This is a genomic window from Haloferax sp. YSSS75, assembly GCF_046764215.1.
Taxonomy (GTDB): domain Archaea; phylum Halobacteriota; class Halobacteria; order Halobacteriales; family Haloferacaceae; genus Haloferax.
In genome coordinates this window covers 441,215-454,716 of record NZ_CP177206.1, presented here as the reverse complement: position 1 = coordinate 454,716, position 13,502 = coordinate 441,215, and the positions used below count along the sequence as shown (strand labels likewise).

The 13,502-nt window shown below is 62.7% G+C and carries 10 protein-coding genes; 3 read left to right on the top strand and 7 right to left on the bottom strand.

Annotated elements, in window-relative coordinates:
- Positions 1-11 precede the first annotated feature (11 nt).
- The 4 genes from ACK3R5_RS02355 to ACK3R5_RS02340 are packed head-to-tail and all read right to left on the bottom strand — an operon-like array spanning position 12 to position 3,670.
- Positions 12-2,273 (bottom strand): amino acid permease, encoded by a 2,262-nt coding sequence (locus ACK3R5_RS02355; RefSeq protein WP_411967948.1) that lies wholly within the window; start codon positions 2,271-2,273, stop codon positions 12-14.
- The gene (locus ACK3R5_RS02350) at positions 2,274-2,729 is read right to left on the bottom strand and encodes a universal stress protein (RefSeq protein WP_411967947.1); all 456 of its coding nucleotides are present in this window, start codon (positions 2,727-2,729) and stop codon (positions 2,274-2,276) included.
- Between the two features lie 3 nt (positions 2,730-2,732).
- Positions 2,733-2,882 carry a hypothetical protein gene (locus ACK3R5_RS02345; RefSeq protein ID WP_411967946.1) on the bottom strand — a complete coding sequence of 50 codons (150 nt, stop codon included), beginning with the start codon at positions 2,880-2,882 and terminating at the stop codon, positions 2,733-2,735.
- A gap of 11 nt (positions 2,883-2,893) precedes the next feature.
- Complete coding sequence (locus tag ACK3R5_RS02340; RefSeq protein ID WP_411965445.1) at positions 2,894-3,670, bottom strand: AsnC family transcriptional regulator; 777 nt, start codon at positions 3,668-3,670, stop codon at positions 2,894-2,896.
- A 278-nt stretch (positions 3,671-3,948) separates the two neighbouring features.
- Between ACK3R5_RS02340 and ACK3R5_RS02335 the strand changes: the two genes are divergently transcribed.
- Positions 3,949-4,860, top strand: a complete 912-nt coding sequence (locus ACK3R5_RS02335) for a serine/threonine-protein kinase RIO2 (protein WP_411967945.1) — start codon at positions 3,949-3,951, stop codon at positions 4,858-4,860.
- A 468-nt stretch (positions 4,861-5,328) separates the two neighbouring features.
- Positions 5,329-7,602, top strand: coding sequence for a methyl-accepting chemotaxis protein (locus ACK3R5_RS02330; protein WP_411967944.1), 2,274 nt, complete (start codon positions 5,329-5,331; stop codon positions 7,600-7,602).
- Between the two features lie 29 nt (positions 7,603-7,631).
- Here the strand turns inward: ACK3R5_RS02330 and ACK3R5_RS02325 are convergent, their stop codons facing one another.
- Both ACK3R5_RS02325 and ACK3R5_RS02320 read right to left on the bottom strand, forming a co-directional pair.
- Entirely contained in the window at positions 7,632-8,825 is a 1,194-nt protein-coding gene (locus ACK3R5_RS02325) for a lycopene cyclase domain-containing protein (protein ID WP_411967943.1), read from the bottom strand.
- Between the two features lie 85 nt (positions 8,826-8,910).
- Positions 8,911-9,960, bottom strand: coding sequence for a TrmB family transcriptional regulator (locus ACK3R5_RS02320; RefSeq protein ID WP_411967942.1), 1,050 nt, complete (start codon positions 9,958-9,960; stop codon positions 8,911-8,913).
- Positions 9,961-10,127: 167 nt separating this feature from the next.
- Between ACK3R5_RS02320 and ACK3R5_RS02315 the strand changes: the two genes are divergently transcribed.
- A complete protein-coding gene (locus ACK3R5_RS02315; RefSeq protein ID WP_411967940.1) occupies positions 10,128-12,125 on the top strand; it encodes a glucan 1,4-alpha-glucosidase in 1,998 nt (665 codons plus the stop codon).
- Positions 12,126-12,196: 71 nt separating this feature from the next.
- Here ACK3R5_RS02315 and ACK3R5_RS02310 read toward each other — a convergent pair whose 3' ends face one another.
- On the bottom strand, positions 12,197-13,330 hold the full coding sequence (locus ACK3R5_RS02310; RefSeq protein WP_411967939.1) for an ABC transporter ATP-binding protein: 1,134 nt from the start codon (positions 13,328-13,330) through the stop codon (positions 12,197-12,199).
- Between the last annotated feature and the right edge of the window lie 172 nt (positions 13,331-13,502).

The following is a 13,502-nucleotide window of genomic DNA, read 5'->3' as shown; positions in this document are numbered from 1 at the left end:
GCGGCGAGAACTCAGTCGCCGAAGAGTCTCTCGAGGAATCCTCTGTGGCGCGCTCGCTCCGCAAGCAGGACCGAGCCCTCGATGTCGTCGACGACGTCCTCCGCGATAGTCCCGCGGACCAGTCGGGTGAGTAACCCGCGCTCCGTCGCGCCGAGAATCACCATCGACTTGCCGACTGCCGCCCGCTCGATTGCCGTCTCCACGTCACCGGTTTCGACCTGCAGCGTCGCGTCACCCAGGCCGTGGCTGTCGGCCCACTCTTCGAGAAACACCTCTCCTTCTTCGACTTCGTCGGCGACGTGGAGGAGCGTCACGTTCGAACCGTACTCCGACCGAAGCATCGTGGCAACTTCGGCCGAGAGGTCGGAGTCGGGGCCACCGGCCGTGGGGACGAGCACCTCGCTCGGGTCGAACCCACGGTCCCTGAGGACGAGGAAGTCACACGGGATGTCCTCGGTGAGTTCGTCGAATCGCCCCTCTGCTCGGCCCGGTGCACCGTGGGAGTCGGGACCCCAACCCATGACGACCAGGTCGGCGTCGTGGTCGGCCGCCACGTCGAAGATTTCCTCGAACGATTGGTGAGAGATGACCGTGTGTGTCTCGACGTCGACGCCGAACGTCGTGGCGTGTTGCCGAGCGCGTTCGAGAAGGTCCCGCGACTCCGCGTCCAGGTCGTCGACGTGGTCGGCACCGTATTGAAGCGCAGTTTGGTACGGGACCGTCACGATGTGAACGGCGTCGACGCGCCCACCTCGTTGTTTCGCGATGGCGCTCGCGAGGGTGATAAGGTCGTGTTCGTGTTCGGGGTTGGCCAGCGGAACCATCACCGTATAGTCGCCACCGTCGGGTTGGACCGTACTTGCGGCGGACACCGCCGGTGCCGGCATCTCGTCGGCCCGCGAGAGGATGTACTGCGTCAGTATCCCCTGCTTCGTGGCCTCGCCGCGCGCGTACACCAGATACCAGACGACTCCGCCGACGACGAAGCCGACAGACAGGAGGATTTCGAGTGGCTCCATGAACGCGATGAGACCGAACGAGGTCACCGCACCGAGAATCGGCGTAATCGGGTAGAGTGGCACTTCGAACGCCGGTTGATACTCTTCGACGTCGGCCTGTCGCATCACGATGAGCGCGATGTTGAGCATCCCGTAGACGATGAGGTGGAGGACGCTGCCAGCCTTGGCGAGCGTCTTGACGTCGCCGACGGCGATGAACGCGAGAATCAGCCCGCCGGTGACGGCGATACTCCGGTACGGCGTCGCGAACGACGGGTGGATGGCATTGAGTTTGTCCGAGACGAGTTTGTCACGGCCCATCGCGAAGTTGATTCGCGACGACGCCAGAATACTCGCGTTCGCGCTCGACGCGGTGGCGAGAAGGCCCGCGAACGTCAGGAGCGCGACGCCGAGTCCGGCGAGTCCGAGCGTCCCGAACGCAATCTCGGCTACGTCCAAGACGGGGGTCTGCGTGAACTCTGGAGCGAGTTGCCGCCAGTTGACAACGCCCATCAGCACCACCATGATGATGGCGTACATGACGGTGACGATGACGACGCTCCCGACGACGGCCAACGGGAGGTTCCGACCGGGATTCTTCAACTCCTCGGCGACGGTCGTAATCTTCGCGAATCCGAGGAAGGAGACGAAGACGAGGCCCGTCGCGGGGAGCACTGCGGCCGCACCGCCGGTTTCAGCGGGGAAAAACGGGCGGAGCGTCGAGATGTCTGCCTGAAGGAAGCCGAGGATGGAGAAGACGGTGAGGATACCGACCAACAGCGTGACGATGACAATCTGGATTCGCCCCGTCTCTTTCGCGCCGATGTAGTTGATTGCGACGAAGGCAGTCCCGGCTAACAACGCTCCAATCTGGTACGACGTGAGCCCTAGCGGGCCGAGTGTGAGCGCGGGCAAGGGGAGGAACGAAGCGAGGTACTCACCGAAGCCGAGGGTGTAGAACGCGCTGGCGAAGGCTAACCCCATCCAGTTGCCCCACCCGGCGACGGACCCGAAGAGCGGCCCGAGGGCGTGGTTCACGTAGTAGTAACTGCCGCCTGCCTTCGGCATGGCAGTCCCGAGTTCGGACGCCGAGAGCGCGGTGAAAAGCGAGATGACACCACCGACGACGAACGAGAGGGCGACAGCAGGGCCCGCCGCCGCCGCGGCCTGACCCGGGAGGACAAAGATGCCTGCGCCAATCATCGTTCCGACACCGATGGTCAGCGCCGACAGCAAACCGAGGTCCTTGGCGAGTTCTTCGTCTCCAGACGTCATTCACACCACCGCTGAATCGTCTGTGTCTTCGTCGGCCGATTCGTCGTCTTCAGCCTCGGTGAGGGCGATTACCGGCCGTTTGGCTTCCGTGATGAGTCGAAGCGACCGGTCGCCAGAGAGGAACTGAAGGATGCGGGCACCGCCACGCGGTCGGAACACGATGGCGCTCGCGTCGAGTTCTTGTGCGACTTCCATAATCCCCCTGACCACGTCTCGCCGGTAGACTACCCGTGTCTCTGCCTCGGGGAACGACTCGTGAAACGCCGCGAACGACTCCGAGGCGACCTCTTCTGACTGGACGACGGGCGTCTTGTCCGGGACACCGTCTCCCTTTTCGACGACGTGGAGGACGGTCACGTCCCCGACGTCGTACGTTTCGAGTTCAGTCGCAGTCTTCCGCGCGTCTGCCTGGTCTGCAACCGGGACGACGATGGATTCTGTGAACGATTGTGTCATATCTTACATCACCTGATACCGGGAACGCTGAGTGGACCCGCACTGTGGACACGGTTCGACGACGGGGTCGAGCGTGGTTCCGCAGTCACGACACTCGACGTGCATCTCTTCGGGGGCGAACCGCGAGCGAAGGAACGAAGTGAGAGAGAACATGGTCGGGGAGGTTATTGGTCGACCGCCTCTGTCTGCGACCCACGAAACACGTCGAGTTCTGTCCCATCGGTGTAACTCCGCGAGAGGATAGTGACGATGTCGTCGGGTTGGATGGCGGTATCACCGTGAGGGGTGAGTTCCGTGTCGTCTCGTTCGATTCCGATGACGAGAATAGTCTCGCCGAGAATGCCCTGTCGACTCGCTTCTTCGAGTGTGTAGTTCACGATGGGGGCCGTCTCTCCAACCGTGAGTTGGATGATAGTCGCCTCACCAGTCAGACTGATAACGTCGTTCGGTGTGTCAGACCGACTGTCGTCGGGGTTGAACGGCGTATACGGACTGAAAAACTCGTCTTCGACCAAATCTTCGTCTTCGATTTCGATACCGAGTTGCGAGAGGTTTCGTGCGATTCGCTGGAGGTCGGACGTCGTCTCACCGACGGCGACGACGTGGAGGTTGCGCCGTCCGGTCATCAGTGTCCGAACGTTGACGACGCCCGGAATCGCACGCGCCCTGTGGGCGAGTGCTTCACGTTCCGGGACCGGCACGTTACACAGGTACAGATTCGTCAGGTTTCCACCCGCCCGTTCGAAGTCGATGTGGGCGGGGTATCCGCGAATGATATCTCGTTCTTCGAGCTTGTGTATCCGGTTACGGACGGTTGCCCCCGAGACGTTGACCGTCTCCGCAATCGAAGACGCAGTCGTGTTTCGTCCATCCTGCATCAGTGCGTACAGGATGCGGCGGTCGATGTCGTCGAGACGAAGATTTGAGTCGGTGGGGTTCATATCAATCAACCATCTTCATTCGCATTACAAAAAATACAGACGAAGCAAATTGACTTAATGATTACGTGAGGCGGGTCGAGTTTTCGCCGTGAAAGTTTCAGCCGTTCACGCTCCGGTCGTCGCTCGGCCACATCCGTCTGTGCCTCTCTCGTGTCTCACAACCACCCAGTCGAGGGTTCGAGGTGTGCTCCAGCGGTTTCGTATCGTCGTATTCGATTTACCACCTGTCGATTCGGCGACTCGCGGGCCTTTTACGCCTCGCCCGCGGACAGAGAGGCATGGTACGGAACGTCGCCGGCGTGATGGCCGAACTCGAACCCGAGGACTTCTATCTCCTCTCGGGCGTCGAGCAGGGCATGCGCTTCAGCGAGTGGGTCAACCGCGAGAAACTCCCGAAGAACTCGGGGCTGACCGCCGAGGAGGTGGACTATCGCATCGACCGGTGTATGACTCGTGACCTCGTCGAGCGCAAGACCATCCAGTACGAGGGGTACAAACTGACTGTCGAAGGGTACGACGCGCTCGCCTTGCGGACGTTCGCCCAACGAGACACCATTCAGGGGTTCGGCGCACCACTCGGTGTCGGCAAAGAAAGCGACGTGTTCGAGGTACAGTCGTTCAAGCCGCTCGCGTTGAAGTTCCACCGCGAGGGGTACACCAACTTCCGCGAGGTTCGCCGCGAACGGGATTACACTTCGGACAACCACCACGTGTCGTGGCTCTACACCGCACGGAAGGCCGCCGAACGGGAGTTCGAGGCACTGGAGACGCTCTTTCCGAAGGTATCTGTCCCGCGTCCGGTCGACCACAACCGCCACGCGATTATCATGTCGAAACTCGACGGCGTCGAACTGGGGAAGGCCCGACTCGACTCCGAACAGGTCGTTGGCGTCCTCGACTTGGTGCTCGACGAGATGGCCTCGGCGTACGAAGCAGGGTTCGTCCACGCGGACATGTCCGAGTACAACGTCGCCGTCAGCGAGAAGGGAATCACCATCTTCGACTGGCCACAGGCAGTCCCGACAGACCACGAGAACGCCCGTGAACTCCTCGCGCGCGACGTGAAGAACATCGTGAACTACTTCCGCCGGAAGTACCCCGCCGAGATGCCCGACGACGTCGACTTCGAGGCGCTCTCGGAGGCGATTGCTCGAAACGAGTTCGAGACGCTCGCGGCAGTCGGCACCTGACTCGCCCCGCGCCGAGTCAACTGTTTTCCGCTGTTTCAGGCTCCGAGAGACAGAATCAGCTCGATAGTAGTCGCGTCTCTCAGCTCGCGGTGAATCGTATAGTGCGATACGAAATGCCGAAATTGTCGCCCGAGTCGCAGACGACGGGAGGCAAAGCGACAGCGGCACGAGTGGGTTGAACGCGTAGTACGCGATGCTCGCCGCCGTCACCCTGACGTTCTTCTCACGTCTGCCCGCGAGCATCGTCGCAGCGAGAGGTCTGAGGCCGTCGCTGCCCACGTACGTGCGAGGAGAGGTCGAAGAAAGAGGACAGTGTGGGTGGCGAAGACGGTGTCTGCCATCGACTGCACGACGGAGACGCCGCCCCCTACGACATCTGGCTTGTTCACGAAAGGTGGCGTACAGGCTGTTTACCCGGTCTGATAATTTGAACCCCGTCATTATGTGGTGTGTTCCGCACGTTGACCTGTGGTCCAGTCACTCACCCGGGCTCTCCCGGAGCGATTTCACGAACAGTACTTGTACAAACTCGTCGCGATGTTGAGCGTCCTCGTCGTTCTCACGTCGGGTGTCGGTGCGTACACCTACTTCACCGTCTCCGACGAACTCCACGAGTCGGTCCACAGCGAGTTAGAGAACACGGCCAAACTGCAAGCGGACGAACTCAGCGTCTGGTTAGACGAGCGGACACAGATAACGCGGATGCTCTCGACGTTCCCCATTCTCGACAGCAAAGACCCGACGGCGATTTCGGCCTTCCTCGCCGACGAACTGTCGAAACTTCCGGCGGACTTCGTCGCCATCCACTACGTCGATACGGCGTCGAACGAAGTGGTCGCGAGTTCCGCAGAGGCGCGTATCGGTGAGACGGCACTCGCCGCCGACAGGAAGTACATCCACGGGTCGATGGCGTTCGCGAACGACGACGAAGTCGCAGTCACCGAGATGTACCAACAGGGCGACGAGACACGCATCTCCTTCGTGAGTCCCGTCCCCGACGCAGAGAACCGCGCGCTCGTTGTCGTCTCCTCGGCCGAACACCTCCGCGAGGTGTTCCACGCGCCGTTCGAAGGGTCGTTCGTCCAAATCGTCGACAGGGACGGCGTCGTCGAGTTCGATGAACGGGAAGTTGCAGGCGGTGAAGCCTACGGCGAACAGGGCGCAGAGGCACTCACCGATGGGTTCGACGGTGGGACCGGTGCGTACGAAGCCGAGTCGAACGGCGCGTTCGACGAAGACCACGTCGTCGCGTACGCGGGCGCAGAGGACCTCGTCGTCGTCATCCACGCGCCGACGAGTTCCGCGTACCACCTCCAGCAGACCGTCGCCACCGACATCGGAATCCTGCTCGCAGTGTTGTTGGTCGGTATCGGTGGCATCACGATAGCGCTCAAACGCGGGATGCTCGACCCACTCGGTGGTCTCGAGGCGAAGCTGACCCGTCTTCGCGGTGGTGACCTCGAAATCGACCTCGAGACGGAGCGCCGAGACGAGTTCGGTTCGGTACTCGGTGCGGTCGATTCGCTCAGAACGGACTTGCTCGACCAACGTCACGACGCCGCGGAGTTCAGCGCGGTGATGGACACGGCCGCAGAAGGCGACCTGACCGCGCGGATGGACACCGACAGCAACTCCACCGACATGCAGACCATCGCCACGTCGTTCAACGCGATGGCCGAGGACCTCGAATCGACCGTCGGGTCGGTGATGGAGTTCGCAGACGAGGTGCAGATACGCAGCGACCAGGTCGCACAGGGTGCCCGCGAAGTCAACGCCGCGAGCGAACAGGTCGCCCAGTCGGTCGAACAGATATCGCACGGCGCGGACGAGCAGGCGGGGCGTCTCACTCGGGTCTCCGAAGAGATGGACACACTCTCGGCCGCCGTCGAGGAGATTGCCACCGCCGCCGACCAGTTAGCCGCGAACTCGGCGGAGGCCGCCGAACTCGGCGCGGACGGACAGGTCGCCGCGGAAGGCGCGCTCGACGGGATGGACGCCATCCGGGCGGAGACCCAGTCGACAGTCGAAGACGTCGCGGAGTTCGGTGCGCTCACCGAAGAGGTCGGTGACATCGTCGGCGTCATCGGCGACATCGCCGAGCAGACCAACCTGCTGGCCCTCAACGCGAACATCGAGGCGGCACGGGCGGGCGAGGCGGGCGAAGGGTTCGCCGTCGTCGCCGACGAAGTCAAACAACTCGCCGAAGCGACTGCGGAATCGGCCGCCGAGGTGGAGACACTCATCGAAGATATCCGGGCACAGCGTGAGACAGTCGTCACCGGCGTCGAACAGATGAGCGAGCGCGTGACCGAAGAGTCCGAATCCGTCGAGACGGCTATCGACGCACTCGACGACATCACCGAACGCGTCGAAGAGAACAACACGAGCGTCCACGAGGTTACCTCGGCGACTGACGCACAAGCGTCCTCGACGGAGGACGTGACGGCGATGGTGCAGGAAGTCGCGAGCGTGAGCGAAGAGACCACCGCCGAAGCGGAGACAGTGTCCGCGGCGGCCGAAGAACAGGCCGCGTCGCTCAATCAGGTCACGTCGAGCGCAGAGACACTCGCGTCCAACGCCGAAAACCTGCACGAACTCTTGGACCAGTTCGACGTGGACGCACACGGGAACCCACAGGAGAACACGCACGAACACGCCGACGACGTGAGTTCGGCTATCGATTCGAACGTCGGGTACGGTGCCCAGTCACCGGCAGTCAGCGACGGCGGCGTCGACAGGTAGGAGAACGAACCCGCCGACGTTCCCCCGACTCATTCTCCACCCTCTCGGTTCTTCTCGGGACGCCTCCCCCTGTGCAGTGTCTCGTGAACTGCGAGGACGAACGCGGGGACGACGAGCATGAAGACGTGTTCTTCGAGCGGAATCCCGAGGAGTTCGACGCCCGTCCGGAGTGGAATCGCGAAGACGCCGACTTCGAGGGTGTACCAGTCCCAGACGTACGCGACGGGGTAGACGACGGCGACGGTCCGAGCGACCCGACGAACCACGTCGTTGCCGGCCCGCACGAGGAGAATAGCGGCAATCGTCCCGAAGAGAATCTCCGTCGCGAGGTAGGTGTATGGTCCGAAGACACCGATATCGGGGAGGGAGACACCGGACAGCGGGCGGAACGCCACGGCGACGACGAGGAGGGCGAGAAAGACGTACGACCCACGGACGAGCATCATGGTCGCGAGTCGTGGTGAGGCAGTACGGGCGAGGACGACGACGAGTGCGAAGGGGAGTGCGGCGAGTGCCGCGAACGGCGGAAACGTCCCCGTAATCGACCCGGCGACGACGAAGAAGAGACCCGCACCGATGAGTGCGTAGGCGAGTCGAAACGCGGCGTCGACTCCGAGAACCACCGAGACGGTGCGTTTGGCGATAGACCGGTCGAAGTCGTAGTCCTTCGCGTCGTCGATTATCTTGATGCCGGCGAGGACGAAGAGGAGGACGCCGGAAAACGCCAGCGGCATCGCGGTGAGCGCCCCCGTCTGGACGTAATAGCCGCCGAGGATGGCCAGCGCGATACCGAGTGGGTACCCCACCGTCGTCGTCACGGGGTTGGTGTCTAACTGCGGGGCGTGGAAGTAGCCTAATAGCCACCCCGGGATGGTGAAGACGAGGACACCGGCATCGACCAACCCGACCAGCGCGCCGGTCACAGCAACGAACCCGAGCGTCGCACATCCGATACCGAAAAAACACCCGCGCCGGGTCATCGGATGGTCGTCGTCTTCGCCTCGCTGGTAGAAGTCGACGTACCCGTCTTTGACGTGCGCGGTGTACACTCCGAAGAACACCGCAGATGCGTGGAGGACGCCGAGGAGGAGCGAAAAATCACCAGCGAGGATAGCGCCGAACCACGACGCTGCCACGGGAGGGAGCATGAACACCGGGTGCACCTGTGAGACGAGCGCACCGAGTGCCGCTTTGACTCCCGAGTCGTGACGTGCGATAGACATATGGTAACGTACGTCACCATGCGCCAAAAATGATGCAGCGAGTGGCGATGGTCGAAGACGGGGGTCAGAACCGAGAGACCGGTGTTCAGGAGAGCGGGGAGAGTTCGACGTAGTCTGCCTCGAAGTCTTCGATGAACGCCCCTTGCCCACCGATGCTGTAGGTTCCGTCCCCAGTCTCGACGACGAGCGTGTTCTCGACTGGGAACGAGTTGTTCGCGGGTTCGAGCAGTCCCTGGCGAATTTCGACGATTCGACCGTCGAGTTCGGTCGGTCCGTCGGTGTGGACCATCCGTCCGTGAGCAGTCACAGAGAGTTCGATGCCGGCACGGTCACAGAGGGCGGCCTGCAAGACTGCGTGGCGGAAGTTGTGATACGTCGCCGGGAGCGCGTCGGGTTCGGCGGTGTACGCTTCGGCCGCCATCGGCCAGTAGTTCCCGAAGAACGACCCGACGATGACCGGCCCGAGATGTGGTTGTGCGAAGACGATTGCTTGCGACTCGGAGTTCGACCGGGCGACCATCTCACCGGGTGAGACCAGTCCGATACGCGAGTCGACGGTGAGCATCGTCGGCATGAGTTCGTGCCAGACGCGGACGAGCGAGGCGAGTCCGTCGAGCGACAGGTCGTCGTGGGGTTCGACGCCGCTGACGACGAGCGAGACGAGCACGCCGCGTTCGCGGGCGGCACGAAGTTCGTCTGCAACCTCGTCGATGACGTCGTACGGGAGCGAGAGCGTGATTTCGGACTCCGCGCGGCCGATGAGTTCGCCGATGCGTTTGAGCACCGTGACCCGAGATTTGATGACCTCGAACCGTTCTTCGTCGCGAGCGGTCGACGTGTACCGCTCTTCGAGCGCCGGTTGCATCGATTCGACGCTCCGTGAGAGCGACTCGACGACTTCCGCTGGCGGCAGTGGCCGAATCGTCGTCGGGACCACGTGGTCGTTCACCTCGACGAAACCGCGGGCTTCGAGTTCCTGACTCACACTGTAGACGTAGCGTTTGGAGACACCCGCCGCGTCGGCAATCTGGCTCGCCTTCGCCTCCCCGAGTTCGAGAAGCGTCAGATACGTGTCGATGACCTTCTCGGAGAGGCCGAACTGCTCGAGAAGGTCGGCGAGTTCGCGGTCGTCCATAATCGAACAAACATCGACGGTGGTACTTAATGGCTCGAATCTCTGACGGCGCGATGGCGTTCGACGAGGGCCACAATTCCATCTCTGACCGGCCGTCCGCAGACACTCAAAAGTGTGAAGGAACATTACACCAAGATTATTACCGGAGGAGGGCGCAGGAGACACCAATGCAATTGCGCGACGCACTGGCCGACTACAAACGGCACGCAGAACACCCGACTCGCTTCCCGGGCGAACGACGAACGACGAGTGGTCTCTTCTCGGGCCTCGGCGGGCGACTCGTCCACATCGAACGAGACGGGTCGCTTCGCGACTTTGGCTATCCGCTCTCCGGGCGGTGGGGAATCGAACGCTCTCGATTCGGAATCCGGCCAGTCGACGACGATGCGGGTGTCGTCTGGTTCGACGACGGTGCGGCACAGTCGTACGTCGGGGACGGTGGCCTCGTCGTCACCGAACACGAGACGTGCTACGGCGACGTCACGCAGTACGACCTGACTATCGACGATGCCCACGTCACGCGGTTCGAGACGAGCGCGAACGTCGAACTCGTCTCGTTCGTCCACTTCCAACCCGACGGCCGCGACACGCTCGTCGGACAGTTACTCCACGGCGACGCCGTCGAAGCGTATCACGCCGACGAACACGACTTCCTCGCTGCGAACCCTTCGTTCACCCACGTCGAGGGGCGCGTCCCCGAGCGATTCGGCGAACTGCTCTCGGACGCCAACGTCGAACTCCCACGACCACTCTCCGACGACCGGTACGAAGAAGGCCAGTTGAGCGGTGCAGTCGTCACCACCGTCCCATTCGAAGGCGGCGAAGCGACAGTCGGGACACTCCTCACCGACGAAACCGAGACGAGTCGAGACGAGGCCCTCGAACGCGTCCGCACGCTCGTCACGCTCGGCCGCGAGAGTCTGGCGGCCCGGTCCGCAGAACAGGTCGACGGGACGGTTCCCGACCACGACGAGGCGGTGGCGATGCGTGACGACGTTCGCGTGCTCTCGCTCCTTTCGGGTTCGCTCGGTCTGCGAATCGCCGGCCCCGACTTCGACCCCTACTACGCGTACTCCGGTGGCTACGGCTACACGTGGTTCCGCGACGACGCCGAGATATCGACGTTCCTCTTCGAGTCCGACGAGAAACTCGGCCTCGGCCTCTCCGAGTGGCACGAACGGAGTGCTCGCGCCTACTGCCGGACACAGCGTGACGACGGGTCGTGGCCGCACCGCGTCTGGCCCTTCGACGGGTCGCTCGCCCCGGGATGGGCGAACGCTCGTCTCGAATCGGGCGACGACGCCGACTATCAGGCCGACCAGACGGGGAGCGTCATCGCCTTCCTCGCGTCGTACTACGGCGAGTGTGACGACCCGTCGCTGCGGGCCGACATCGAATCCACGCTCGAACGCGCACTCGACAGTCTCGACGAGACACTCGGCGACGACGGCCTGCCAGTCGATTGCCAGAACGCGTGGGAGAACATGACCGGCCGGTTCAGTCACACGACTGCGACGTTCCTCGACGCGTACGCGGCGCTCGCACTGTCTGACCTCGACGGCGAACTGACCGACCGTGCTGCCGCCCGCGCACGGGACGTCTACGACGCCATCGACTCGCTCTGGAGCGACGAACGCGAGTGTTACGCGCTCCGACTCGCCGATGGCGAACTGGACGACCGATACGACTCGGCGGCGCTCGCACTCGTCGCCGCCCACCGAACCTACGACACCCTCCACGGCGTGGACGACGAGCGTCTCGACAGACTCGTCAGCCACGTCGAATCCGTCTTCGACGGCCTCTGGCACGACCCATCGGAGAGCGACGTGAAGGGCCTCGTCCGGTTCGAGGGCGACGACTGGCGAATGCGAGAACAGGACACCGAGAAGATTTGGACCGTCTCGACGGCGTGGGGTGCAAACGCGGCAGTCGAACTCGCGACGCTCCTCGCGGCCCACGACGACGACCGGAGCGCGGCGTTCGCAGACGAAGGCCGGTCGTTACTCGAACTGGTCCTCCCCGACGGACCGCTCAGTACCGACGACGGCTACCTCGCAGAGCAGTTCTTCGACGACGGCACGCCCGACAGCGCGACGCCACTCGGGTGGCCCCACGCCCTCAGACTAGCGACGTTGGCGACGCTCACGGACGAAGGGATGCTGTAAGGGCCGACACGAAGAGCGCGTCCGGAGCCCAGCGAACTATCTGTTCACGCTTCGAGAACGGGCGGCGTCGATTACTGTGCCGCCGTCGCCTTCTGCTTGGATTCGCGGTAGAGGAGCGACTCGCCAGTCTCCGGGTGGAAGACGTGGAGGTCGGATTCGTCGAAGGTGACGCCGAGCGTCTCACCGGGCGTCGGGTCGACGTCGGAGTCGACGCGCGCGATGAAGTCGGGGGCGACGTCGAGGTGGAGATAGTTGTCCGACCCGATTGGTTCGACGACACCCACTGTCGATTCGACGACGTTCGCCCCAGTCGAGGCAGTTTCGACGTCTTCGGGGCGGATGCCGACGCGGAGTTCGCGTACGTCCGTCCCCGTGCGGAGCGTCTCGGAGAACGACTCCGAGAGTCGGTACGAGAACGACCCGTCGTCGGTGAGGACGAGGTTGTCGCCATCGCGTTCGGCGTGCACGTCGAGGAAGTTCATCGACGGCGACCCGACGAACCCGCCGACGAACTCGTTGGCCGGGTTCTCGTAGACGTCTTTCGGGCGGCCGACCTGCTGGAGTCGCCCGTCGTTCAGGATGACGATTCGGTCGCCCATCGTCATCGCCTCCTCCTGGTCGTGAGTGACGTACAGCGAGGTGATTCCGAGTTCGTTCTGGAGGCGCTGAATCTCCGTCCGCATCGTCGTCCGAAGTTTGGCGTCGAGGTTCGACAGCGGTTCGTCGAAGAGGAAGACGTCGGGTTCGCGGACGATTGCACGGCCGAGGGCGACGCGTTGTTTCTGCCCGCCGGAGAGTTCGTCCGGTTTGTCGTCGAGTAACTCTTCGATACCCATCATCGCCGCCGTCTCACGGACACGTTCGCGGCGCTCGTCTTTCGAGAGGTCGGTACTCATCCGCAGTCCGAACGCCATGTTCTGCATGACCGACTTGTGCGGATACAGCGCGTAGTTCTGGAACACCATCGCCACGTCGCGTTTGCGAGCGTGCTGGTCCGTGACGTCCTCGCCACCGATGCGAATCGTCCCGCCGGAGGGTGACTCGAGTCCGGCGACCATCCGAAGCGTCGTCGACTTTCCGCACCCCGACGGCCCGACGACAGTGATGAACTCACCGTCGTCGACGTCGAGTGAGAGGTCTTCCACCGCGACGACGCGACCCCTGTCGTACTCCTTCCGAAGCGTTTCGAGCGTGAGACGTGCCATTACTCTCCGTCTATCCCCATCGTCCATAATCGTTTTCCTATTTTCTGAATTTGTGATGCAATAGTTCGTATCGAATTCATTCAATATTCGAATATCGGTATCCGGCGAGTTAGAAGTCCTCTGAAGCCATCATACCCCTATTCCGTGACTGAAATTATGTAGTCAGAATCGC